Raw genomic sequence first — 24,152 nt, 5'->3', positions numbered from 1 at the left:
TCGCTTAGTTCAACGCTTCCAGCGCCAGCGCAATCCCCTGCCCGCCGCCGATACACAGCGTCACCATCGCGCGGCGCACGCCGTCGCGGCGCATCGCGTGGGCCAGGCGCGTCGTCAGCACCGCGCCCGTCGCGCCGATCGCATGACCGTGCGCGATCGCGCCGCCGTCCACGTTCACGATGTCGTCCGGCAACCCGAGCGTGCGCGCCACGGCGATCGGCACCGCCGCGAACGCCTCGTTGATCTCGAAGCGCTCCACGTCCGCGAGCGACCAGCCCGCGCGCTGCAGCGCCTGTTGCACGGCCGGCACCGGACCCAGACCGAACATCCCCGGCTCGACCGCCGCGATCCCGAACGCGACGAGCCGCACGAACGGCTCGATGCCGCGCGCATCGGCCACGCGCCGGTCGGCGACCAGCATCGCCGACGCGCCGCTGTTCAACCCCGGCGCATTGCCTGCCGTGATCGTGCCGTCGGGCCGGAACGCGGGGCGCAACTTGCCGAGCGTCGCGAGGGTCGTCTCGGGGCGCGGCTGTTCATCGCGGGCGAAGGCGACGGTCTGCTTGCCCGCCTTCACGTCGATGCCAACGATCTCGGCGTCGAACAATCCCTTTTCCTGCGCCGCCGCGAAGCATTGCTGCGAGCGCTCGGCCCAGCGGTCCTGCGCCTCGCGCGTGATGTCGAGTTGCGTGACGAGGTCTTCCGTGTGCCAGCCGGAATGCTCGCCGGAGAAGGCATCGACGAGGCCGTCGCGCAACATGCTGTCGTGGATCTGCGCGTTGCCCATCCGGTAGCCGTGGCGGCCGCCGTCGAGCAGATACGGCGCGCGGTCCATGTTTTCCATGCCGCCCGCGATCCCGATCTGCGCGATGCCCGCCGCGATCTCGGTCGCGATGGACGCGATTGCCTGCGCGCCGGAGCCGCAGACGCGGTTCACCGTCAGCGCCGGCACCGACACCGGCACGCCGCCACCGACCGCCGCCTGCCGCGCCGGATTCATGCGGTTGCCCGCCTGGATGACGTTGCCGAGCACGACTGAATCGATCGATGACACATCGATGCCGCCCGCGCGCCGCAACGTCTCGCGCACGGCGGCCGCGCCGAGATCGGTCGCGGGGACGTTCTTCAGCGATCCGTTGAACGCGCCGATCGCGGTCCGGACCGGGTGACACAACACGATTTCATGCGTATTCATGGTGTGCTTCCTCGAAGATCAGCGCGGGATGCCAGTGAGATACAGCGGCTTTGCAGTAGAAAGCGATTCCTTCACCGCGCGACCGGTGTCATCGACCAGCACTTCTTCCTGATCCCGCTCGACCGCGGCCAGCACCTCGCCCACGACGTGCTCGGGCGTCGTCTTCGGGGCGGTCACGCCGGCGGTCATATCGGTATCGATGTAGCCCGGATGCACGGCGACCACCAGCGTGCCCTGCTCGCGCAACTCCTCGCGCTGGACGTTGGTCAAGGCCCACGCCGCCGACTTCGACACGCTGTAAGCCCCGCCCGACGGCAACGCCACCCAGCTCAGCACCGACAGCACGTTCACCACCGCACCGCCGCCGTTGCGCTTGAGGATCGGCGCGAAGGCCTGCGTCAGCGCGAGCGGGCCGATCACGTTGACTTCGAAGAGTTCGCGCACGCCTTGCGTCGATGCCGGATCGGTCAGCAGGCCGCGCGTCGTGGCGCCTGCGTTGTTGATCAGCACTTGCACGTCGGTGTAGCGCTCGGCGGCGGCGGCGATGTCGTCGTGATTGGTGACGTCGAGCGGAATCGCTTCGACGCCTTCGATCTTCACGCTGCCCGGATCGCGCGCGGCCGCATAGACTTTCGCCGCGCCCGCTTCGACGAGCGACTTTGCGAATTGCTTGCCGAGTCCTCGGTTTGCGCCAGTAACGAGTACAACTTTGCCTTTGATCTGCATGGTGTTTCTCCGATTTCCTCATTCGTTCGATCATGTAAGTGCATATACACTTTTAGGATCGAAAAAAAGGACCCCTCGTTGAAGGGTCCGTCTGATGCGATTCCGCCTCAACCCGCCGATGTCAATGCAAACAGGGATTTGCGTAATTCCCGCGCGCGGTCTTGTCCGAATTTTTCCTCGAATTCAGCCTGCGCAGCCTGCCAGCGAAGCACCGCCTGCGCGAGCGTTTCCTTGCCCGACGCGGAGAGCCGCAAGCCGACCGCCCGCGACGCCGACGATTCCGGCGCAGCCTCGACGATGCCGTCCCGCTGCAACGGCTTCAATGCACGCACGAGCGTGGTGCGGTCCATGACCATCGCGTCTGCGAGATCGGCCATTTGCACACCAGGCCTGCGCCCGATCGCCGCGACGAGCGTGAACTGCGCCGACGTCAGGCCGGCTTCGGACAAGTGGCGTTCATACAATTGCGATACATAGCGCGCCGCCTGCCGGATGGCGAAGCAGTTGCAGTCGAGGTAGGTGGAGGGTGTGGTTGATGCGGAAGTCATGAAACAAGGATAGTTGTGCATATGCACTTTGTCAAGTTGCGTATTGAAGCACTTTATAGAACGACTTCGGCGTCACGAAGTCTGTGCCGAAATCCGCATCCGCCGTGCGACGAAAAACCAAGACGCGCGGATATTGGCTTCCTAAATTGCGGGTGTTCCAACGGGATCAGGATTCACCGGCGACGCCCGCCGCGCTTGGGGCAATCCCTTCTTGCGCCGCTCATGCCGCTCGTGTTCCAGTCGTCTGCCAAATAAAAGGAGAGGAAACCATGCGTGTTCGTACGAGCTTGAAACCGCTTGCCTGGATGCTGGCCTGTGCCGCCGGCGCGCTCGCCGTGATGCCGCTCGCGGCATCCGCGGAAGACCTCGCCGTGAAGGTCGGCTTTGCCGCGCCGCTCACCGGCGCGAACGCGGGCTACGGCAAGGATCTGCAAAACGGCGTGCAGCTCGCGCTCGACGAGGCCAACGCGAAGAACATCAAGATTGGCGGCAAGACCGCGCGCTTCGAGATCGCCGCGCAGGACGATCAGGCCGACCCGCGCGTCGGCGTGCAGGCGGCGCAGAAGCTCGTGGACGACAACGTGTCCGTCGTCGTCGGGCACTTCAACTCCGGCACGACGCTGCCGGCATCGCGCGTGTACGAGAACGCCGGCATCCCGATGATCGACCCGGCCGCAACAAATCCGACGATCACCACGCAAGGTTTCGCCAACGTTTTCACCGTGATTTCGAGCGACGCGCAGAACGCGGGCAACGCCGGCCTCTACGCAGTGACGACGACCAAGGCGAAGCGCATCGCGATCATCGACGACCGCACGGCCTTCGGCCAGGGCGAGGCCGACGAGTTCGAGAAGGCGGTGAAGTCGAAGGGCGGCACGATCGTCGCGCGCGAGTTCAGCGACAACCAGACAGTCGATTTCTCCGCGCAACTCACGCGCATCAAGGCCGAGAACGCCGACCTGATTTTCTTCGGCGGCCTCGACCGGCAGGCGGCGGCGGTCGTGAAGCGGATGAAGCAGCTCGGCATGAACGCGCAATTCGTGGGCGGCGGCGGTGTGATGGACGCGGATTTCCTGAAACTCGCGGGCGATCCGGCCGAAGGCGCGCAGGCTTGGGAATACGGCAGCCCGCTGGAGAAGCTGCCGCACGGCAAGGCGTTCGACGAGAAGTTCAAGAAGCGCTTCGGCGTCGCGATTCTGTCGTACGCGCCGTTCGGCTATGACGCCGCGTGGGCCGCGATCCACGCGATGCAGAAAGCGAATTCGAGCGATCCGAAGGTCTATCGCGCGGAACTGAAGAAGGTGTCGTTCGACGGCATCACCGGCCCGATCGCCTTCGACGACAAGGGCGCGCTGAAAAACGCGTCGTCGACGCTGTATCAGGTGAAGAACGGCGCGTGGGTCCCGGTCGTGACGAAGCAGGGAATGTAACGCGGAGCTTCTTCAAGCCGCCTGCAGGTAGCCGGAGAGATTCGCCCGGGTTTGCGCAGCCTCGGTTTCGAGCCACTGCGCAAACTGCTGCAACGCGGCTGAAGGCGCCGGCCGCTCTGGATAAATCAGGTAGTACGCGGCGCCGCTCGGCACGCACAGCGAGAACGGCGTGATCACGCGTCTCGCGCGCACGTCCTCTTCGATCAGCGAAAGATCGCCGATCGTGACACCAAGTCCCTGCATCGCCGACGAAATCGCAAGATCGAGCGTATCGAAGTGCTGCGCTTTCGTCGACGGCAAGCCGCGATAGCCATACGCTTCGAGCCAGCGCAGCCAGTCGCGGCGATCGCGCGTGGGATGCAGCAGCGTTTTGTCGGCGAGGTCGTCGGGTGTTGCCGCGCGGCCTTTCTTCCCCTTCCAGAGCCCGGGCGCGCACACCGGCGTCAGAACTTCGTCGAAGAGATGATGGATCGTCACGCCCTTGACGGTCGGCTGGCCGAAGACGATCGCCGCGTCGAACTGCTCGGCGTTGAACTCCACCCCGTGCGATACCGCCGCCGTCACTTCCACCACCAGTTCCGGCCGCTCGTTCTGCAGCCGGATGACGCGCGGCAAAATCCAGCGCATCGCGCAGGTCGGGCACTTCACGCGCAGCGTGCCGGACTGCGCGCCGCTCTTCTCCAGCGCCTCGGTGATCTGCGCGAATGCCTGCTGCAACGGCGCGAGCAGCATCGCGCCGTTCGGCGTGAGCGCGAGGCCCCGCGCCTGCCTGACAAAAAGCCCATATCCAAGATGCGACTCCAGCCCCGAAATCTGCCGGCTGACCGCGCCCTGCGTCAGATTGAGTACATCAGCGGCGCGCGTGAAGTTGAGCTTCTGCGCCACGACGAGAAAGGTTTTCAGCACGTCGAGAGAGGGAAGCGGTTTCATCGGAGGTGTCCCTAGTCATGATCGGCAAGCATGGCTAGTATGACAAACTTTCGATTGTCCGCGCATTATTGCCGCGGTTGAATCATCGAAACCGCTTCTGGAGCCGCCGTCGTGAAAAGTGCATGGATTCCCCAATCGAAACTGCCGAACGTCGGCACCACCATTTTTACCGTGATCGGGCAGCTTGCCGAAGAACATCACGCGCTGAACCTGTCGCAAGGCGCGCCGAATTTCGCGTGCGATCCGAAACTCGTCGAGGCCGCGTCGCGAGCCATGCGGGCAGGTCATAACCAGTACTCGCCGATGTCGGGCGTGGTCGCCCTGCGCGAGGCGCTCGCTATCAAGACCGAGAAACTGTACGGCGCGAAGTACGACCCGGGCACGGAAGTGACGGTCGTTGCGAGCGCGAGCGAAGGGCTGTACGCGTCGATCAGCGCCCTCGTGCATCCCGGCGATGAGGTGATTTACTTCGAGCCGTCGTTCGACAGCTACGCGCCGATCGTGCAACTGCAAGGCGCGACGCCGGTCGCGATCAAGCTGTCGTCCGAGACGTTCCAGATCGACTGGGACGAAGTCGCCGCGAAGATCACGCCGAAGACGCGCATGATCCTGATCAACACGCCGCACAACCCGAGCGGCAGCGCGTTCACCGCGCACGACATCGAGCGCCTCACGGCGCTTACACGTGACACGCAGATCATCGTGCTGTCGGACGAAGTGTACGAACACGTGGTCTTCGATGGCGCGCTGCATCACAGCATGGCGCGTCATCCGCAACTGGCGGAGCGCAGCGTGATCGTGTCGTCGTTCGGCAAGTCTTACCACGTGACGGGATGGCGTGTCGGCTTCTGCCTCGCGCCCGCCGAGTTGACCGCCGAAATCCGCAAGGTCCACCAGTTCATGACCTTCTCCGCCGACACGCCGATGCAGATCGCGTTCGCCGAAGCCCTCGGCGACGAATCGAGCTACCTCGGCCTCGGCCCGTTCTATCAGCGTAAACGCGACCTGCTCGCGAAAGCGCTGGCCGGATCGCGTTTTGAACTCTTGCCTAGCGCGGGCAGTTTCTTCATGCTGGCACGCTTCGGCGCGTTTTCCGAAGAGAGCGACAGCGACTTCGTGCTGCGTCTGATCCGCGAGGCGCGGGTCGCGACGATCCCGCTGTCAGCGTTTTATACGGACGGCACGGACAATCGCGTGATCCGCCTCTCCTTCGCGAAGGACGACGACACGCTGCTCGAAGGCGCGCGCCGGCTTTGCTCGATTTAACGTTCGACGCCTAAAGAGAAGAGACCAACGATGATCAAACTGAATCACAAACTGGCAGCCGCCCTCGTGCTCGCCTGCTCGTTCGGCAGCAGCGCGGTTTTCGCCGCCGACACCCTGCGTTTCGGTCTGGAAGCGCAATATCCGCCGTTCGAATCGAAGTCGTCGACGGGCGAACTGCAAGGGCTCGATATCGACGTCGGCAATGCCGTCTGCGTCGCGGCGAAGATGACGTGCAAATGGGTCGAGACCTCGTTCGACGGCCTGATTCCCGCGCTGCAAGGCCGCAAGTTCGACGCGATCAACTCCGCGATGAACGCCACCGACGCGCGCCGCCAGGCGATCGATTTCACGACCGTCGTGTATCGCGTGCCGACACAACTGATCGCCAAGACCGGCAGCGGCTTGCAGCCGACACCGGAATCGCTGAAGGACAAGAGCGTCGGCGTGCTGCAAGGATCGATTCAGGAAACTTTCGCCAAGGCGCACTGGGCGAATAGCGGCGTGAACGTCGTCGCGTACCAGGATCAAAACCAGGCGTACGCCGACCTCGTCGCCGGGCGGCTCGACGGCACGCTCGTGCTCGCTCCCGCCGGACAGACCGGCTTCCTGTCGAAGCCGGACGGCAAGGGCTACAGCTTCGCGGGCGCGCCTGTGCGCGACGACAAGATCCTCGGCAGCGGCATCGCGTACGGCGTGCGCAAGGGCGACGATGCGCTGAAAGCGAAGCTCAACGCCGCGATCGACAAGGTCAAGGCCGACGGCACCATCGACAAGTACGCGAAAAAATATCTCGGCGATATCGATATTTCGGCGAAGTAAGCTCGAAGTAAGGCTGTTCGCTGCGCGGCGCCGGCCGTGCAGCACTTTATCGGCGCTGGCACACTGGCGGCTTGATCTCATCGGACCCGACATGAGCACGCCGCCACCGACCGCCGCCGCGCCCGCTGCACAGCCGCCATTGAAAGGCGGCCAGCTCGTTCTCGCGACGTTCGCCGTCGCGCTCGCTACCTTCATGAACGTGCTGGATTCGTCGATCGCGAACGTCGCGATTCCGACGATCTCCGGCAATCTCGGCGTCTCCGTCAACGAAGGTACGTGGGTCATCACCGTCTTCGCGGCCGCGAACGCTGTCTCCATTCCGCTGACCGGCTGGCTCACGCAGCGCATCGGCCAGATCAAGCTGTTCGTCGGCGCGATCCTGCTGTTCGTGATTTCGTCGTGGCTGTGCGGGCTCGCGCCGAACCTGCCGGTGCTGCTCGTCGCGCGCGTGTTGCAGGGCGCCGTCGCGGGGCCGCTGATTCCGCTGTCGCAGGCGATCCTGCTCGGGTCGTATCCGAAAGAGAAGTCGTCGATGGCGCTCTCGCTCTGGGCGATGACCGCGACCGTCGGCCCGATCGCGGGTCCGGCGCTCGGCGGCTGGATCACCGACAGCTATTCGTGGTCGTGGATCTTCTACATCAACATCCCGGTCGGGCTGTTCGCGGCGGCGGTCACGTGGATCATCTACCGCAAGCGCGAATCGCCGACGCGCAAGGCGCCGATCGACTCCGTCGGGCTCGCGTTGCTCGTCGCGTGGGTGGCGTCGCTCCAGATCATGCTCGACAAGGGACGCGATCTCGACTGGTTTTCGTCGCCGGTAATCGTCGTGCTGGGGATTGTCGCGGCGATTGCGTTCGCGTTTTTCGTCGTGTGGGAGCTGACCGACGAGAACCCGGTCGTCGATTTGCGGCTTTTCGCGGGGCGTAACTTCTTCGGCGGGACGGTGGCGATTTCCGTGGCGTATGGCGTGTTCTTCGGCAACCTCGTGTTGCTGCCGCAGTGGATGCAGCAGTATCTGAACTACCGATCCGTCGATGCCGGGCTCGTGACCGCGCCGCTCGGCATCTTCGCGGTGATTCTCGCGCCGGTGATGGGCAAGGTGCTGCCGCGCAGCGACGCGCGCGTCATCGCCACGATGGCGTTCGTCGGCTTCGCGATCGTGTTCTATATGCGCTCAAAATACGTAATCGAAATCGATACGTGGCATCTCGTCTTGCCGACGCTCCTGCAAGGCATTCCGATGGCGCTGTTCTTCGTGCCGCTGACGTCGATCGTGCTGTCGGGGCTACCGCCTTCGAAGATTCCGGCGGCGGCCGGGTTATCGAATTTCGCGCGCGTGTTTTGCGGGGCGGTCGGGACGTCGCTTTTCGGGAACGCCTGGGACAACCGGATTGCGCTGCATCACGAGCGGCTGACCGAGCTCGCGAATGTGTACAACCCGGCGTTCGTGCAGTCGATCGGACTTTCGCAGGGCGTGCTCAACGTGAACGATGCGCAGGCGCGCGGGTTGTTCAATTTCACCCTGAGCACCCAGGCGGCGATGATGGGGCTCAACGACATCTTTTTTATATCCGCCGTCATTTTTCTCGCGATCATTCCGCTTATCTGGATCACCAAGCGGGCTAAAGGCGGGGGCGGAGGGGCATCGGCTGGCGCGCATTGAGAACGTGCCTCATCCGTTCGCACGCTACGGTTTCGAAAGCGGGCGATCGCCCGCTCCCTCCGCTCCGGCTTCTGTACTACGCGCTCGTGGGAGTCATGAAGAGCCGCTTGCCCTCGTCACTGAAAACAGCGTCCGTATAAGCGGATCGCATGATTCCCGCTACCGCGGTGATGCCGGTCATGAACGCACCTTCGAGCCATCCACCGTAGTGACTGAAACTGTCGCCGGCGACGAACATCCTCTGTTGCGGCTGCTGAGTCGCTTCCGCGCCGAGCACACTGTTGCGATAGTGGTCGTAAAGCGCCGTCGAAAAGGGCGTTTCGCTCGCCCAGTCAAGCTTGAAGCCACCGCGTGAATCCTGGTCCGACGACCAGTCGTACATATACCCGGTCCCTGGCGCAACCTCGCTCAGCAACGACGCCATCCAGAACCCCGCCACCTGATTGCTCCCGCTCGCTTGCGCGAAGCGGTTTGACGCCTGGGCATGGCTGTACCGGAGGGCGGCGTCCGAGGCGGAGCCCGCATAGGCGGTCAGGCCTCGCAGACGCGGTGCTTCGTTCGTCGCTTCGTCGCCCCAGGTGTAGGAAACGAGGAGGTTCGTCGTACCGTTCTGTCCGTCGAGACAATAGGACGCCGCGAGATCCGTGTCCGATATCACCATTTTCACCCGCTTTGTCTGGTCGCCATTGGACGGCGCATAGGCATTGAACTGGGCGGTGGGAACATCGGTGAAGTACTTGGTCGAACGCATCATGTGCAGGTTCTTGAGCGCCCCATACAAGCTTCCGCTGCCGCCCCGCTGAAGGTCGAACGGATGCTGGAAGCCCTCCGAGGTCACGTAGGTGTGCAGCGCGCCGTTCACTTCGAAATACAGAGGCGTTTCCACCGCGATCGCCTCGCTCGCCTGCATTCCCGCGAATGGCTCGACCACGCGCTGCGCCGCATGGTGCGACGTGGCAAGGATGACATAGTCATGGCTGGACTCCACGATTCCGCCCGAGACAGTGTCATATCCGACCACCGTCAGCCGCGAATCCGATACGCGCCGTCCGATGAAAAGCGCCTTCTGGACCACCTGCGTCAACTGAATGTCGGTCAGTCCGCTCAGCAACCGGGCTGCGAAGTCCGTGTTGGTCGTCGCGCTATCTCCGGCGTTTCCGGGGAACAGATACTCGTCGCTGTAGTTCCATATGAGCAGCCGCGCAATTTCATTGAATGTGACGTTGTTGAGCGCCCGGAATCCGCCCGTGCCGAATCCATAGCGGCCGAAGAGTTCGACGAAGTAGTCCCGATCGCGCAGGGCGGTTGTTTGAATCGTGCCGCTGAGGATCAGCGCGTCGATGGCGTCCTGCACCTTGTCGATCAGCGGGGTGTCGAACTCGGCGATGAACGTGTTCCATTCCAGCCAGACCTGCCGGACCTGCGCATCGCTCATGCCGAGGATCGTCGGGTCTTCGCCTGGATTGCCCACCAGAACCTGCGTGAAATAGCCGGCGTTGCGCCCGTTGGACGCGTTGACCTGCGTCAGCAGGTAATTGATGACGCCATTCTTGACCGCCTCCATCGTGGCGAAATTGGCGATCTGGTCAGCGTCGTTCATGTCGGTGAGGGCCACGCCGTTCTCGAAGACGACGTTCATGTCGCGATACAGAAACTGCGTCGGCACACGGCCCGGATTGGGAAACCGCGTGAGCGGCACATCGCCCGAAGTCGGGTAAGCCTTGTTGATGTAGTTCCACGTCAACAGGGCGATCGACGGGAACCGCATGCAGCCGATTTCCTGATAGTTGTCTCCTGGTTTTACCGAAAATATCCGGCCCCATTTGCTTCCGTAATTTATCTCGCTGTCAGCGGCCTGCTCGACTTCTGCGTCGTAGTAGATATTCCTGACGTTGATGATGAGACCGGGGTTCTTTACGGCGATCTCATTGAGTTCCGTCATCGCGGCCAACGCGCTCGCGCCCCGGCCGACGACACAGACATCCAGCGTTCCGCTCAGGGTCGTCGCCGATAGCATCTGACCGAGCGCGACGTTTTGCCAGCGCACGGACGGATGATCCGGATAAAAGACTGGCAGGCTCTTGAAATTATTGACAGTAGGCGACACGATTTGAGCGCGGCCAGCACTCTTCTTGCGATTGATGCGCAGCATGCTTTCTTTCCTTCCTGTTGGTATGCCATGGGGGCAGGATGAACAGCAAGGGGCGCTTCGCACCAGGACCGCAATGACTCGCGTCCGAACCGGCGCCTCGCCTGCGTTACCAACAGGCGCCCGGCCGTCCATTCCGTCCTCCCTCCTCGTACCGTCCGGGACTTTCGTCCACAGCCGATAAAGGCACTATAGGAATGGCCGCTATCTCTGAATATCCTCGCAATGGAGGATGGGTCCCGTTAAAGGCTCAACGCATTGCGCCAGCTTGAGCCGACTATTCACGTTGAGCTTCCGGAAGGCATGCATGATATGGGTCCGCACGGTCGTCGGCGCGATATTCAGGTGCCGCGCAATCTCTTTATCCGACATGTCGCGAACGATGAGGCAGGCAATCTGCCGCTCGCGCTCGCTGAGAGCCGCGTCCGCGCGCTGGAGAGGCTTTTCGACCTGCCTCTGGACCCCGTCGACGGGTTGTGACCGCCCGAGCGACGCACAGAGCGCCGGCCGGATAAGTTCGAGCAGGGCCAGGTCGTCCCGCGAAAAATCCGGACGCCGCCGGTCGCGCCAGATCCGCATGTCTCCGATGTTGCGATTACGCTCCCAGACGTAAAGGTTGATGCCCCGGTACAGGCCGCTTTTTGCCAGGAAGTCGTTGTAAAACTCGGTGCGAACGAGCGCTTCCTGCGGCATGACCTCGTTGACGTGCACGGCGCGGCGGTAGCGCTGCAGCTTAGGCGTAATTGGATCGTGATACTGATAGTGACTCTCGTAGCGCGCCAGATCGCCTGGGTCCATGTTGATCTGCACACGCTTTTCGAAGCAGTTCTCCGCGGCGTCCCAGACGTAGCTGGCGTAGTACTGCGCGCCGAGTAGTTCCAGCATCGAATCGCCGACCCGGGCGCGTACATCGGCTTCATCAAAAGGCTCGACCAGCGCGGCCATGACCTTGGCGAGCGCACGGGACTGGGCGGCAGAAAGGTACACGCGATGCTCCTTCCACTGAGGTCCTTCACATATCGTGAAGCTCGACCGCAGGAAAAGCCGAGCACCGCCATACTAGCCGCGGATGCCCGGATGTTTTAGCTTGTACTTGATGCTCGCCAAGGTCATCGGGATAAAGTGCCGCCTACTTCAACCCGAAATCGACCCGCGTCCCCGCTCCCTTATCCTTGATCCCTTCCGCGTTCATCTTCGCGGCGACGACGAAAATCCGGCTGCTGTCGATTTTCCCGTCGAAGAACTCCTGCACGCTCGCCGCCCTGGCCTGCGCCAGTGAGCGCAGCGCCGCATCATCGACCGGGGCGTTTTCGGCGAGCGCCTTCTTCATCTCCTCGTCCGGCAGCGTCTTCGTCAGGCCGATCATATTGCGCGGCTTCTTGAAATCCGCCGCCTTGTAAGCCTTTTCCAGATACCCGCTGTACTCATCGGGGGAAACCTTGATCGCTGAAGGATCGATGCTCTCGCCGCCCTTCCTCGCGTCGCGCAGCTTGGCGATCCGCACCTGCCGATCCACATAAGCCGCGCGCAACCCAGGAATATCAACCGCCGGATCGACGCGCGCCGACAAATCGAGCTTGATCGAAGGCTTGTCGGTCAGCGCTTTCGCAATCGTATCGAGCTTCTTCTGCGCTGCATCGTTCAAATCCGACGAACCCGGATCGAACTCCACGTAACCCAGTTCCTCGCCATTCCCGCCAAACGCCCGCGCGAGCAGCGTGAACGGCGCGGTGACGGCCTTCTGCACGAGATTGACGATCGCCTGCCAGACGAGCCCGCCAATCGAAAACTCAGGATTCGACAGCGACCCCGAAATCGGAATGTTCACGTCAATCTCGCCGCGCGAGTTCTTCAACAGCGACACCGCGAGCCGCACCGGCAGCTTCGTCGCGCTCGGGTTGTCGACGTGATCGCCGAACGTGAGCTGGTCGATGAACAGGTGATTGTTCGCCGTGAGCTGATCGTTCGCGAGCATGTAATGCAGATCGACGTTGAGCTTGCCCTTCGTGATGGGATAGCCCGCATATTTCGACGAATACGGTGTGAGATTCGTCAGCTCGACGTCGTGCGCGCTCGCGGTCAGATCGAGCGACGGCTTCTTGATCAGCGGATTCACCTGCCCCTTGATCGATACCGGTCCGTTTGCGGCCAGCTTGGCGGCGACATCGACGGGCGCGGGTGTCGTCGAATGCGTGCCGAACGCGCCGATCGTGCCCGTGATCGCGACCAGATTCGCCGTGAAATTCGGCTTGATGAAGTTGTCGCTGTACGTGACGCGGCCGCCCTGCAGCACGAGCTGGCCGAAGTGCAGGTTGACCGGGCTGCTCGGCCCCGTCGCCGCCGTGACGTTTTGCGGCGCGCTCGCCACGAGCGGCGCCGAGGCCGCCGCGCTGTTCTCCCGCGTGACCGACTGCGCCGGCCCACTCTGACTCGCAACCACGTCACGCAGGTTCAGCTTGCCCTGCGCGTTGAGCAGCACGCGCCCGTAGAAATTGGCGAACACGACGCGCGCGGCATCGACATCCGTGCCGCGCTCGCTGTAATTCACCTTGACGTTCGTCAGGCCGAGCAGCTTCCAGCCGGCGAACGGGTCGGCGCTTGCCTTGTCCATCATGCGCACGTCAGTGAGCGACACGTCGCCCTTGTACGACGCCTTGAGCGCCGGCCCGCTGCCCGCCATCGCGACGTCGCCGTTCGCGTTCAGGAGCGCGCTCGCGATCGCGACGTTGAGCTTGCTGCCGAAATACGGCTCGAAGGCGGCGGCATCGATCTGGCTGCCGTCGACGTGCAGCGCCACTTTCAGCGGACTCACCGTCACCGTCCCGCCGACGCCGAGCGCGCCTTTCCCGTTCAGCGCGAGTTTGCCGTCGACGGCGAGCGGCTTCGTCAGGTCGTCGCTGAACTGGCGCACGTTCGCGTTCAGCGAAGCGACGCGCAGCGTGACGGGCGTGGGCGTCGTTTCGTCGGTGAAATTGGCGGCCGAATCGGCCAGTGCGATCTCGCCGATCTGATAGCGCCACGCCGGACCCGCCGCCTGCGCCTTCTGAATCTTGTGCGCGGCGCTCGGCTCGGGCGCCGCTTCGTGCGGCCCGGCGAGGGCGGCGAGGTCGATAGAGCCGTCCTTCTTGCGCGTGGCATCGAGGGAAAGGCCGCTCAGGCGAACGCTGTCGAGCGCGGCCGTGCGCGCGCCGACATCGATTTTCTGAATCTTCGCGACCGCCGACGCCAGCGCGACCGGCGCCGTGTTCGCCTGCGGCACGAGTTTGAGCGACTTGAGCGTCACGTCGCCCGCGCCGACCAGGATCACGGGCTCGGGCTTCGACCAGTCGAGCGTCAGCGGGAGATTCGCGCCGAGCGTGCCGTCGGCGACGCGCGCGGCCACCGATTTCGCGATGTACGGCTGCAACGGCGGCAGCGCGAGCGCATCGAGCGCCAGCTTCACGTCGGCGGTCTTGGCGGCAAGCGTGAAGCCGCCTGACGCGCTTAACGAACCGCTCTTGTCGAGCGCCGTCTTCAGCGTGTAGCGCGCGGGCGTTTTGGCGAGCGTCGAGAAATCGTCGACCGTCACGCCGAGGTTCGACAGCGCGAAGTGCGTTCGCTGTGCCATCAGGCTGTCGTCGAAGGCGATCGTGGCGCCGTCGATGGCGAGATGCTTGATCGACAAGTCGAGCGGGGGCGCTTTTTCTGCTGACTCCGGAGCCGGCGCGGATGGTGCCGGCGCCAGTTTCGCGACGTTCAGCACGCCCGAGGCGTCGCGCGCGAGCTTGACGTCCGGCTGGGAGAGGCGCAGGTCGTCGAGTTGATAGATGTTGCGCAGCGGCTCGGCGTTACGGATCGCCACGTGCAGCGCGCGCGACGCCACGAGCGGCGCGTTCTGCTTGTCGGTGATGGAGAGATCGGCGAGATCAGCGGTGCCGTTGATGTGGATCGCCGGCGCTTCGGCTTCGATCGAAAAGCGCACGTTGAGGTCGGTCGAAAGCCGCCCGCCCTTCACGATCACCGGCACCGACGCCGGCGCATACGACGCGATCCGCGGCACGTCCAGCCCGTCGAGCGTCACCGCGATTTCAGAGTCGCGCGACTGCGAGAAGGGCTTGGTGCGCCCGGTGATCGAGAGCGGCGAGCCGTCGATGCGCGCCTGCAGCGAAGGCGTGACGTAGATGTCGGTGGCCGAAGGCAGCGTCGCGATGAAAGGAATGCCGATCGCCCAGCGGTCGATCACATGTTGGGACTTGAGCAACCGGTCGTCGAATTCGATGCGGCCGTTCTCCAGCCGGATATTCGACACCGAGAACCGCGCGGGGCTGCTCGAAGGCGTCGGCGACGGCTTCGAGAACTTCGCGATGAGATCGGAGAAATTGAAACGCTCGGCGTCATAGCGCACGAGGTGGAAACGCGGCGAGTCGATTTTGACTTCGTCGATGATCGGCGCCGCGCGAAACAGCGACGACCACGACGGCTGCACGACCAGCCGCTCGATATCGATGAAGCTCGCGGCCTTGTCCGGCGCATTCGCCAGATTGGCCGCCGCCTCGCCGATATGCACGCGATCGGCTTCGAAGGCAAGCGTGTAGGGATTGAGCGCAATACGCCCGATGGTGACCGGGCGGTCGAGTTGCGCGCCGAGTTGCTGCTCGGCGACGTGCCGGATGAGCGGCGGCGCGGCGAAGAACCCGAGGAGACCGATGACCGCCAGCGCGATCAACAGGCCGATGATGATCCGCCGCGTGCGGCGCGCGTTCGCCACGCCGCGCAGGGTTTGTCCGGCCGATGCCAGCGAAGACTTGGTGACGCTTGCCATGCGTTTCTCGTTCAGCGCAGCCGGATGAACGCCGGCCGCCACGCTGATCCGTTATTGTGATTCCCAAGTATACGACGAGGTTTCACGCAAACGTTGCACAAAAACGCATGAAAAAGCGCCCACTGCGTTTATTGCCTCTGGACGACCGGCGGCGCCCAGGTACCGTCGGCGGCCTGCGGTTTGGGCGCGTAAAGACGCATCACGAGCTGGAAGTCGCCGCCGGGCACCGGCAGCCAGTTCGACGCCAGCCCCTTGGCCGGCGTTGCCTCGGACACGACCACGTCGATCGAACCGTCGCGGTTCTTCTTTAGTTTGTCGCGATCGGAAAGCGACAGGCGCGGCACCTTGCCCTCGACGAGCGCGCCGTCCTTCGTGTACGCGGTGAGCGTCCAGAAGCCGCGCACTGGCGGCAACTGGTTCGGCGCGAAATGCAGCACGTAGGTGTTTGCGCCGTTAAGCGGATGATCGTCGCTGTCGACGCGCGCGACAGGCTTCACTTCGCTTTCTTTAGTCGCGGTTCCCGGGTCGCGCCGGGCAAGGTACGCGCGCAGTGTGTAATCGGCGCCGTACTTGCCGACGCTGTCGCCGAACCACGTCCAGCCGTTCTTCGAGATCGCGTTCGACGGCACGGTCGCGAGACGCTCGCGGCCGTCGGCGAGACCTGTGGCGAGGAGCGCCGCGTCGCGCTTGCGGAACTGCACCTGCTCGCCCGGCACGACGCCCAGTTCGGCGAGCTGGCTCATCTCGTGGGCGTCTTCGGCAGAGGGCGGGTTGTCGTCGAGCGCGTGAGCCAGGCGCGCGAAGAACGTGTTGGCGTCGAACGTCTCCGCCTGTTCCGCCGGCGACGACGCGGTCGCGGGCGTCGCCAGATGGTCCGCGGCGGCGTTCGACCACGCGCCGCTCGTGGCGGCTGCAGGATCGGGCGCGGCACGCGGCGCGCCGGACAGCGTATCGACTTGCATCGCCGTCTGGAGCTTGCGCGCCTCGCGCACGTCGCGCGGGCCGTTCACGCGCACGCGGATCGAAAGCCAGACGTAACGTGTCGGCGCCTCGATGCGCAGTACGCCCGACGGCAGCGTGCCCTTCCACCCGGCCGGGACGAACGCGATCGTCTGCGCCTTCGGGTAGGGCGCGCGTTCAGCGCTCGAATAGAGAACGTTGGTCCACGCGTCGAACGCGCGGGCGTCGTAGTAACGGCCGCGCGGCGCTGCCGGCAGCGACACGAGCACCGGCTCCTTCGCGACATCGAGCCACGCGGTAGATTCGAGCGTATCGACGCTCGGCGCACCCGTCACGCCGACGGGCGGCAGCGCGCTCGCGTGACGCAGCGTGTTGAGCGGCGCCTGACCGGGGCGCGTGCCGTCGCCACCTGCCGCACGCTCGCGCGCCACATCCGACGCCACGAGCGGAAAGCCGAACGTATAGGCGTCGGCGACCTGGTCTTTCAGCCAGCCGCCGCTCGTCTTCGGCTGCGGCGCATGTGAGGCGCAGCCCGCGAGCAGCGCCGCCGCGCCGGCAAAAGCGGCCATACAGACGGCCGAACGGACCGGCTGAAACGTGAACGCCCAGCGTCGATTGGTTTTCATTCGAGTTCGAATCCGGTTCTTCTACTTTGTGACCATCCCGCGACGCACCGTGGCTTTCCCGCGGCTCCTGCCATTCGCCCGCACCCCTTGCGCCGCACAATTTTTCCATCTTGGAATCGGGGTTTTATCTTATCTATCACGGATAGGCAAGGAGTGCGTTGAATCGCGTGAAAAGCCGGCGGGACGGGCCCTCGACCGCACTCGCATGCGCCCTTCCGGCGCCCCGCCGCATCGCTTACCATTGCTATGTGTATATCCCAAAAAGAATGACGTCGATGTATCTCCCCACCCATTTCGAAGAAACCCGTCCCGAAGCGCTTCACGCGCTGATCGCCGCGCACCCGCTTGGTGCGCTCGTGACCCACGGACCGGCCGGTCTCGACGCTAATCACGTCCCTTTCGAACTCGATGCCACCCAAGGCGAGCACGGCATCCTGCGCGCCCACGTCGCGCGGGCGAATCCGGTGTGGCGCGAGGTTCAGCCGCAGCAGGAGGTGCTCGTGATTTTCCAGGGCGCGACCGGCTACATCTCGCCGAACTGGTACCCGAGCAAGCACGAGGCGCACAAGCAGGTGCCGACTTATAACTATCTGGTGGTGCATGCGCACGGCCGGATCACCGTGCGCGACGACGAAGCCTTCGTGCGCGGCCTCGTCGCGCGGCTCACGCGCAAGATGGAGGCCGGGGAGCCCGTGCCGTGGAAGATGGGCGATGCGCCACGCGATTTCATCGACCAGATGCTCTCGGCAATCGTCGGGATCGAGATCGAGGTGACGCGGTTCGTCGGCAAGGCGAAACTCTCGCAGAACAAAGCCGACGCGGACCGGTTCGGCGCCGTCGAGGGCCTCCGCCGCGACGGCCGCGAAAGCGCGCTTGCCGACGCGATGCTCGCCGCGCCGCCGCTGATCAAATAAGGGCATGCTTGACCTTCCAAGCATTGGAAGGTCAATACTGGGTCTATCGGGACGAGTTTGACGTTTTCATGCTGTACTCGCCCCAGCCAGACCGGAGTGCTCTTCATGTCAGATGTTTCCAAAACTGCCGAATTCGCCGTCGGGGGAATGACGTGCGCGTCGTGCGTCGCGCGCGTCGAGAAGGTGCTGACGCGCGTGCCGGGCGTCGAACGCGTGTCCGTCAACCTTGCGACAGAAAAGGCGACAGTCCACGCCGCGCCCTCGGTCACCGACGACCAGCTCGTCGCCGCGATCACCAAGGCGGGCTACGAAGCCACGCCGATCGTGCCGGAAGCGCCGCTCGCCGCCACTTCATCCAGCTCGCGTCAGGGCGAACTCATCGCCGTGATCGTTTCGGCGCTTTTCACGCTGCCGCTCGTCCTGCCGATGTTCGGCCCCGCGTTCATGCCCGATATGTGGGTGCAACTCTGGCTCGCGAGCGTCGTGCAGTTCGTGCTCGGCGCGCGGTTTTACGTCGGCGCGTGGCACGCGGTGCGGGCGAAAGCCGGCAACATGGACCTGCTCGTCGCGCTTGGAACGTCGGCGGCATGGGGGCTGAGCGTCTATCAGATGGCCGCGCATCCCGGCGATTCGATGCATCTGTACTTCGAGGCGTCGGCGGTCGTCATCACGCTCGTGCGCTTCGGGAAGTGGCTCGAAGCACGCGCCAAGCGCCAGACCACCGACGCGATCCGCGCGCTGAACGCGCTGCGTCCGGACAAGGCGCGCATCCGCGACGCGTCGGGCGAGCGCGAGATCGCGCTCGCTGACGTGCGCGTCGGCGATACGGCGATCGTGCGGCCGGGCGAGCGCGTGCCGGTTGATGGCATCGTGCGCGAAGGCCGTACGCACATCGACGAGTCGCTCATCACCGGCGAGAGCCTGCCCGTCGCGAAGGAGCCGGGCGCGCGCGCGACGGCCGGTTCGATCAACGGCGAAGGCGTGATCGCGATCGAAACGACGGCAATCGGCGCCGAAACCACGCTCGCACGGATCATCCGGCTCGTGGAATCGGCGCAGGCGGAGAAAGCGCCGATCCAGCGGCTCGTCGATCGCGTGTCGGCGGTGTTCGTGCCGGCGATCCTCGCGATCGCGCTCGTCACGCTGGCTGGCTGGCTCGTGCATGGCGCGAGTGTTGAAACGGCGCTGCTCAATGCGGTCGCGGTGCTCGTGATCGCGTGCCCGTGCGCCCTCGGCCTGGCGACGCCCGCCGCGATCATGGCGGGGACGGGCGTCGCGGCGCGCCACGGCGTGCTGATCAAGGACGCAGAAGCGCTCGAACTCGCGCATCGGATCAAGGTTGTCGCTTTCGACAAGACCGGAACGCTGACCGTCGGGCGGCCCGCGGTAACAGCGCTCGAGGTTGCGCCGGAGGTCCATCGGCATGAGGCGTTGGGGCTCGCTGCAGCCGTGCAGCGCATGAGCGACCATCCGCTCGCACGCGCAGTGGTCGCAGCGGCCGATGAAGCGGACGCGCCACGCTTCGAGGCGAGCGCGGCAAGCGCGGTCGCGGGACGGGGCGTGGAAGCACACGTCGCATCGCAGCGCCTCGCAATCGGCAGCGGCCGCTGGCTCGACGAATTGAACGCGCAGGCGCCGCATGATCTCGCCGCGCGAGCGCTCGAACTCGAAGCGCAAGGCAACACGGTTTCGTGGCTGATCGACATGGATCACGCGCGCGTACTCGCGCTGATCGCATTCGGCGATACCGTCAAGCCGACGGCCCGCGCCGCGATCGAGCGGCTGGCGTCGATGGGCGTGCAGAGCGTGCTCGTCACCGGCGACAACGCGGGGAGCGCGGCGAGCGTCGCGAAGGCGCTCGGCATCGCGCCGCAGGACGTGCACGCGCAAGTCCTTCCCGACGACAAGGCGCGCGTCATCACGCAACTGAAGGCATCGACGGATGGCGTGGTCGCAATGGCCGGCGACGGCATCAACGACGCCCCGGCCCTCGCCGCCGCCGATATCGGCATCGCGATGGCGAGCGGCACCGACGTCGCGATCGAAGCGGCCGGCATCACGCTGATGCGCGGCGATCCGGTGTTAGTTGCAGATGCAATCGATATTTCGCGGCGCACGTATCGCAAGATCCAGCAAAACCTCTTCTGGGCGTTCGTCTACAACCTGATCGGGATTCCGCTCGCCGCGTTCGGCCTGCTCGATCCGATGTTCGCGGGCGCCGCGATGGCGTTCTCCAGCGTGAGCGTCGTGACGAATGCGCTGCTGCTCAGGACGTGGCGTGCTCAGGCGGGATCGGTCGCGACGGATGAGCGTTTGGGCAAGCCGATCACGCGGCCTGCGTAACGTGCTGCGGTCACGTCGCTCGTGCAACATGCGGCGATGCGTCCGGCGATATCTTCATCGAACGCGGCGGCTTTCGGTTCGCTACTCGTATCGATATGCAGCAGCATCTGCTCGCTCGCCGACACGGGTTCCCGCGACTCGCCTTCGAACATTTCCATATACAGATGCACGCGCTTTGTATCGTGCGCCAGCACAAGCGCCTCGATGCGAACCTGCGCGCCTTCCTTGATTTCGCGCAGAAAGTTCACGTGCGCTTCGAGCGTGTAGATCGTGCGATGGCGCGCGCGGCGCGTTGCATCGTCGAGACCGATGCGGTCCATGAACCCATCGGTCGCGAGGCTGTAGATCAGCATGTAGAACGCATCGCGCAGATGGCCGTTGTAATCGACCCATTCGGGCTTCACCGTGTCGCGGTAAATCGTGAATGCAGCGGCCATCCCTTGTCTCCTAGTCTTCGATTCCATGCCGCGCCTTGGCGGCGGCAATCGCATCGATCACGCTCGTGATGCAGTCATCGCGGTAGCGCTCCAGCTCCTTGATGCTGCGGCCGCCCGTCTGCCGCGACGTGCCTTCCACCACGCGATCGATCAGTTCGCCGGTCAGCTTCGGGGCGACGAGTTTCGTCCACGGCAATTCGAGCGCGGGACCGAACTGCTGCATGAAGTGTCGCATGCCGGACTCGCCGCCCGCCAGCGTGTAGGTCAGGAACGTGCCCATGAACGACCAGCGGATGCCCGCGCCGAAGCGAATGGCATCGTCGATTTCACCGGTCGTCGCGACGCCTTCGTTCACCAGATGCAGCGCCTCGCGCCAAAGCGCTTCGAGCAACCGGTCCGCGACAAAGCCCGGCACTTCCTTGCGCACCTTCAGCGGCCGCATGCCGATGGACGCGTAGAAACTCATCGCGGCATCGATCGTCTCGGCCGACGTGCGCTCGCCGCCGAGCACTTCGACGAGGGGCAGCAGATACACCGGGTTGAAGGGATGCCCGACGATGCAGCGCTCGGGATGAATCGCGCTCGCATAAAAATCAGTGGGCAGCAAACCCGACGTCGACGATGCGATGATCGCCTCGCGCTTCGCCGCGCGGCTCACGCGTTCGTGCAGCGCGAGCTTGAGGTCCTCGCGCTCCGGCGCACTCTCCTGAATGAAGTCGGCTTCGGCGACGCATTCCTCGACGGTCGCAACGAATCGCAGGCGCGCCTGCGACGCGTCCTTCGCGAGCCCGACGCGTTCGAGCGCGGGCCACGCGTTCGCCACGTTCGCTCTCAGTTGCTGCTCGGCGCCCGGCGCCGGGTCCCACGCGATCACGTCGAGTCCATGCGCGAGCGCGCGCGCCACCCAGCCGCTACCGATGACGCCCGCGCCCAGCGCGGCGAATGTTTTCACTTGCATGTGCTTTGTTCCAGTGGAGAGTCAGGCGAATTCCTTCAGCGCGCGACGATCGAGCAGACGCTCGCCGCGTGCGGGCAAACCGAGCTTCCTGCGCCCTTCCGCAGGCGTCAGCGCGCGCCCACCGAGCCGCTCGATGATCTCGACCGCGCGCTGCACGAGCGAGCCGTTGGTCGCATGCACGCCGCGATCGAGGTAGAGGTTGTCCTCCAATCCGACACGCACATGGCCGCCGAGCAGCATCGCCTGCGCGACTATCGGCATCTGCATGCGGCCGATGCCGAAGCCGGCCCAGTGCGCGCCCGGCGGCATGTTGTCGACCATCGACTTCATCGTGCCGGTGTCGGGCGGCGCACCCCACGGAATGCCCATGCAGAGCTGGAACAGGGGCGGATCGTCGAGCAGGCCTTCCTTCAGCAACTGCTTCGCGAACCACAGATGCCCCGTGTCGAAGATTTCCAGTTCGGGCTTCACACCGAGTTCCTGGATGCGCTTCGCACCAGTGCGCAGTTGCGCGGGCGTCGATACGTAGATGGTGTCGCCGTCGCCGAAGTTGAGCGTGCCGCAATCGAGCGTGCAGATTTCCGGCAGCAGTTCCTCGATGTGCGCGAGCCGCGTCAAGCCGCCGACGAGGTCCGTCCCCGCGCCGAACTGCATCGGCGATTCGCCTGCGCCAATTTCGAGGTCGCCGCCCATGCCCGCAGTGAGATTGATGATGACGTCCGTGTCCGATGAGCGGATGCGATCCACCACTTCGCGATAAAGCGCGGGGTCGCGGCTGCCTCGCCCCGTTCGCGGATCGCGCACGTGGCAATGCGCGACGGTCGCGCCCGCGCGCGCGGCTTCGATCGCGGCATCGGCGATCTGTTTCGGCGTCACGGGGATGGCCGGGTGCTTGTTCGTCGTATCGCCTGCGCCCGTTACGGCACAGGTCACGATCACTTCGTAGTTCATGTTCGCGCTGTCCTTTGCTTGATGTTCACAGACCGAGGTACTGCTTCACTGCCGGCAAGCCGTCCTTGCCATCGACCGTCTTCACGCCCGCGAGCCAGCCGTCGAGCAGTTGCGGATTCTTCTTGAGATACGCCTTCGCGGCATCGGCGGGGCGCTCCTTGTTCATCACCGGCTGCATCAGCTGGTTTTCGAGCTGCGTCGTGAAGCGCAGGTTCGTGACGAACTTGCCCGCGTTCGGGCAGCGCGTGAGGAAGTCGGTATTGGTCAGCGTGTAGACGCGCGCTTCGCCGTAGTTCGGACCGAACACCTCGTCGCCGCCCGAGAGATAGTCGATCTTCATCTGGATGTTCATCGGATGCGGCTCCCAGCCTAAAAAGACGACCCATTTCTTGTCGCGGATCGCGCGTTCGACCGTCACGAGCATGCCCGCCTCGCTCGACTGCACGAGCTTGAATCCGCCGAGTCCGAACTGGTTCGTGTCGATCATCTTCTGGATCTTCGCGTTCGCGCTGCTGCCCGGTTCGATGCCGTAGATCTTGCCGTCGAGTTGGTCGCGATGCTTCGCGATATCGGTGAAGGTCTTGAGACCCGCCTCGTATTCGTAGCTCGGCACGGCAAGCGTCGCCTTTGCGCCCGAGAGATTTGGCGGTTCGAGCTTCTGGATCGACTTCGCTTCGAGAAACGGCTCGACGGCCTTCTGCTGCACCGGCCACCAGTAGCCGAGCGAGACATCGATCTGCTTGCTCTTCAGGCCCGCGAGCGAGATCGGCACCGAGGCGACGGTTGTCTTCGGTGCATAGCCGAGGCCTTCGAAGACCACGGAGGCGAGCGCGGTCGTCGACGTGATGTCGGTCCAGCCGATATCGACGAAGCGCACGGTGCGGCACGAATCGTCTTCCTTCGCTTGCGCGTTCGCGACGCTTGCCGATGCCAGCGCAGACGCTGCGCACACGCAGGCAAGCAGGTTTTTCAAAAGTGGTCTCATGGCGTCCTGTTCCGGTTTCCGTGGGGCGGGCGTTCCAACCGCCCGTGCATAAAAGTACCGCCGCATAAAGGCGCGCAGGCGACCGGTTGCGACCGCGAGTTGACTCGCAGCGACGTTGGTGTTTCGCTGGCGCTCGGGGTGGGTGCTTGTTTCAACCGTTTGATGCGCCTGGGCTTCTGTGGAACTTGCTTTCTTTTCGGTCTATTGGCTCTGCCCCTGTCCGGGGCGGGACTCACTTTCTTTGCTGCTGCAAAGAAAGTAAGCAAAGAAAGCAGCTTCCCACCGCCAAAACTAACAATCCACCACTAGCATTTGATTGGGATTGGCGCTGGAGAGTAAGTGTCGCCCTCACGATGGAACCGGGCTTGGCTCGCGGACCCACTGTGACAACGCGCACTTCCTCGGAGTGGTATGCACTCCGTTTGGCTCCGTCCTCGCTTCGCTCCGACGT

General features: G+C 64.3%; 18 protein-coding genes. 6 read left to right on the top strand and 12 right to left on the bottom strand.

Annotated features, from left to right (window positions below; translation table 11 throughout):
- Positions 1-4: 4 nt before the first annotated feature.
- From AWB65_RS24955 to AWB65_RS24945, 3 genes are all read right to left on the bottom strand, one after another.
- A complete protein-coding gene (locus tag AWB65_RS24955) occupies positions 5-1,195 on the bottom strand; it encodes a thiolase family protein (RefSeq protein WP_087669696.1) in 1,191 nt (396 codons plus the stop codon).
- Between the two features lie 18 nt (positions 1,196-1,213).
- Complete coding sequence (locus AWB65_RS24950; protein WP_087669695.1) at positions 1,214-1,921, bottom strand: SDR family oxidoreductase; 708 nt, start codon at positions 1,919-1,921, stop codon at positions 1,214-1,216.
- Positions 1,922-2,028: 107 nt separating this feature from the next.
- Positions 2,029-2,469, bottom strand: a complete 441-nt coding sequence (locus tag AWB65_RS24945) for a MarR family winged helix-turn-helix transcriptional regulator (RefSeq protein WP_087669735.1) — start codon at positions 2,467-2,469, stop codon at positions 2,029-2,031.
- 269 nt (positions 2,470-2,738) lie between these two features.
- On the opposite strand from AWB65_RS24945, the gene AWB65_RS24940 reads away from it, so the two are divergent.
- On the top strand, positions 2,739-3,899 hold the full coding sequence (locus AWB65_RS24940; RefSeq protein WP_087669694.1) for a branched-chain amino acid ABC transporter substrate-binding protein: 1,161 nt from the start codon (positions 2,739-2,741) through the stop codon (positions 3,897-3,899).
- A gap of 12 nt (positions 3,900-3,911) precedes the next feature.
- On the opposite strand, the gene AWB65_RS24935 is transcribed toward AWB65_RS24940, so the two are convergent.
- Positions 3,912-4,829, bottom strand: a complete 918-nt coding sequence (locus tag AWB65_RS24935) for a LysR substrate-binding domain-containing protein (RefSeq protein WP_087669693.1) — start codon at positions 4,827-4,829, stop codon at positions 3,912-3,914.
- Between the two features lie 111 nt (positions 4,830-4,940).
- On the opposite strand from AWB65_RS24935, the gene AWB65_RS24930 reads away from it, so the two are divergent.
- The 3 genes from AWB65_RS24930 to AWB65_RS24920 all read left to right on the top strand — a co-directional run bounded on the left by AWB65_RS24930 (position 4,941) and on the right by AWB65_RS24920 (position 8,577).
- The gene (locus tag AWB65_RS24930) at positions 4,941-6,095 is read left to right on the top strand and encodes a methionine aminotransferase (RefSeq protein WP_087669692.1); all 1,155 of its coding nucleotides are present in this window, start codon (positions 4,941-4,943) and stop codon (positions 6,093-6,095) included.
- A 30-nt stretch (positions 6,096-6,125) separates the two neighbouring features.
- Positions 6,126-6,914, top strand: a complete 789-nt coding sequence (locus tag AWB65_RS24925) for an ABC transporter substrate-binding protein (protein ID WP_200821793.1) — start codon at positions 6,126-6,128, stop codon at positions 6,912-6,914.
- Between the two features lie 91 nt (positions 6,915-7,005).
- Complete coding sequence (locus AWB65_RS24920) at positions 7,006-8,577, top strand: DHA2 family efflux MFS transporter permease subunit (RefSeq protein WP_087669691.1); 1,572 nt, start codon at positions 7,006-7,008, stop codon at positions 8,575-8,577.
- Positions 8,578-8,653: 76 nt separating this feature from the next.
- Here the strand turns inward: AWB65_RS24920 and AWB65_RS24915 are convergent, their stop codons facing one another.
- The 4 genes from AWB65_RS24915 to AWB65_RS24900 form a co-directional block, all read right to left on the bottom strand.
- On the bottom strand, positions 8,654-10,861 hold the full coding sequence (locus tag AWB65_RS24915) for a flavin monoamine oxidase family protein (protein ID WP_125474194.1): 2,208 nt from the start codon (positions 10,859-10,861) through the stop codon (positions 8,654-8,656).
- Between the two features lie 69 nt (positions 10,862-10,930).
- Positions 10,931-11,713: a helix-turn-helix transcriptional regulator gene (locus AWB65_RS24910; RefSeq protein WP_087669689.1), complete on the bottom strand. Its 783-nt coding sequence runs from the start codon at positions 11,711-11,713 to the stop codon at positions 10,931-10,933.
- 142 nt (positions 11,714-11,855) lie between these two features.
- Positions 11,856-15,527: a DUF748 domain-containing protein gene (locus AWB65_RS24905; RefSeq protein ID WP_087669688.1), complete on the bottom strand. Its 3,672-nt coding sequence runs from the start codon at positions 15,525-15,527 to the stop codon at positions 11,856-11,858.
- Between the two features lie 128 nt (positions 15,528-15,655).
- Complete coding sequence (locus tag AWB65_RS24900) at positions 15,656-17,113, bottom strand: DUF1254 domain-containing protein (RefSeq protein ID WP_087669687.1); 1,458 nt, start codon at positions 17,111-17,113, stop codon at positions 15,656-15,658.
- A 275-nt stretch (positions 17,114-17,388) separates the two neighbouring features.
- On the opposite strand from AWB65_RS24900, the gene AWB65_RS24895 reads away from it, so the two are divergent.
- Together AWB65_RS24895 and AWB65_RS24890 are read left to right on the top strand one after the other, a co-directional pair.
- The gene (locus AWB65_RS24895; RefSeq protein WP_087669733.1) at positions 17,389-18,027 is read left to right on the top strand and encodes an FMN-binding negative transcriptional regulator; all 639 of its coding nucleotides are present in this window, start codon (positions 17,389-17,391) and stop codon (positions 18,025-18,027) included.
- A 105-nt stretch (positions 18,028-18,132) separates the two neighbouring features.
- Positions 18,133-20,370, top strand: coding sequence for a heavy metal translocating P-type ATPase (locus tag AWB65_RS24890; protein ID WP_235007755.1), 2,238 nt, complete (start codon positions 18,133-18,135; stop codon positions 20,368-20,370).
- Here the strand turns inward: AWB65_RS24890 and AWB65_RS24885 are convergent.
- Genes AWB65_RS24885 through AWB65_RS24870 form a run of 4 tightly spaced genes read right to left on the bottom strand, consistent with a single transcriptional unit; the run spans position 20,310 to position 23,701 of the window.
- Entirely contained in the window at positions 20,310-20,807 is a 498-nt protein-coding gene (locus AWB65_RS24885) for a thioesterase family protein (protein ID WP_087669686.1), read from the bottom strand. The genes AWB65_RS24890 and AWB65_RS24885 overlap by 61 nt on opposite strands.
- A gap of 10 nt (positions 20,808-20,817) precedes the next feature.
- Entirely contained in the window at positions 20,818-21,765 is a 948-nt protein-coding gene (locus AWB65_RS24880; RefSeq protein ID WP_087669685.1) for an L-carnitine dehydrogenase, read from the bottom strand.
- A 21-nt stretch (positions 21,766-21,786) separates the two neighbouring features.
- A complete protein-coding gene (cdhC, locus tag AWB65_RS24875; RefSeq protein WP_087669684.1) occupies positions 21,787-22,716 on the bottom strand; it encodes a 3-dehydrocarnitine:acetyl-CoA trimethylamine transferase CdhC in 930 nt (309 codons plus the stop codon).
- A gap of 25 nt (positions 22,717-22,741) precedes the next feature.
- Positions 22,742-23,701: a choline ABC transporter substrate-binding protein gene (locus AWB65_RS24870; RefSeq protein ID WP_125474193.1), complete on the bottom strand. Its 960-nt coding sequence runs from the start codon at positions 23,699-23,701 to the stop codon at positions 22,742-22,744.
- Between the last annotated feature and the right edge of the window lie 451 nt (positions 23,702-24,152).

This window comes from Caballeronia humi, from assembly GCF_001544475.1.
GTDB classification, from domain to species: Bacteria; Pseudomonadota; Gammaproteobacteria; order Burkholderiales; family Burkholderiaceae; genus Caballeronia; species Caballeronia humi.
The sequence above is the reverse complement of the archived record's forward strand: the minus strand, read 5'-3'. Positions and strand labels throughout refer to the sequence as shown.

Coding starts and splice junctions, on each gene's coding strand:
- AWB65_RS24900 (WP_087669687.1), bottom strand. CDS start 17,113: ATGAAAACCAATCGACGCTGGGCGTTCACGTTTCAGCCGGTCCGTTCG.
- AWB65_RS24890 (WP_235007755.1), top strand. CDS start 18,133: ATGTCAGATGTTTCCAAAACTGCCGAATTCGCCGTCGGGGGAATGACG.
- AWB65_RS24880 (WP_087669685.1), bottom strand. CDS start 21,765: ATGCAAGTGAAAACATTCGCCGCGCTGGGCGCGGGCGTCATCGGTAGC.
- AWB65_RS24950 (WP_087669695.1), bottom strand. CDS start 1,921: ATGCAGATCAAAGGCAAAGTTGTACTCGTTACTGGCGCAAACCGAGGA.
- AWB65_RS24940 (WP_087669694.1), top strand. CDS start 2,739: ATGCGTGTTCGTACGAGCTTGAAACCGCTTGCCTGGATGCTGGCCTGT.
- AWB65_RS24935 (WP_087669693.1), bottom strand. CDS start 4,829: ATGAAACCGCTTCCCTCTCTCGACGTGCTGAAAACCTTTCTCGTCGTG.
- AWB65_RS24895 (WP_087669733.1), top strand. CDS start 17,389: ATGTATCTCCCCACCCATTTCGAAGAAACCCGTCCCGAAGCGCTTCAC.
- AWB65_RS24885 (WP_087669686.1), bottom strand. CDS start 20,807: ATGGCCGCTGCATTCACGATTTACCGCGACACGGTGAAGCCCGAATGG.
- AWB65_RS24945 (WP_087669735.1), bottom strand. CDS start 2,469: ATGACTTCCGCATCAACCACACCCTCCACCTACCTCGACTGCAACTGC.
- AWB65_RS24920 (WP_087669691.1), top strand. CDS start 7,006: ATGAGCACGCCGCCACCGACCGCCGCCGCGCCCGCTGCACAGCCGCCA.
- AWB65_RS24870 (WP_125474193.1), bottom strand. CDS start 23,701: ATGAGACCACTTTTGAAAAACCTGCTTGCCTGCGTGTGCGCAGCGTCT.
- AWB65_RS24905 (WP_087669688.1), bottom strand. CDS start 15,527: ATGGCAAGCGTCACCAAGTCTTCGCTGGCATCGGCCGGACAAACCCTG.
- AWB65_RS24955 (WP_087669696.1), bottom strand. CDS start 1,195: ATGAATACGCATGAAATCGTGTTGTGTCACCCGGTCCGGACCGCGATC.
- AWB65_RS24915 (WP_125474194.1), bottom strand. CDS start 10,861: ATGGACGGCCGGGCGCCTGTTGGTAACGCAGGCGAGGCGCCGGTTCGG.
- cdhC (WP_087669684.1), bottom strand. CDS start 22,716: ATGAACTACGAAGTGATCGTGACCTGTGCCGTAACGGGCGCAGGCGAT.
- AWB65_RS24925 (WP_200821793.1), top strand. CDS start 6,126: ATGATCAAACTGAATCACAAACTGGCAGCCGCCCTCGTGCTCGCCTGC.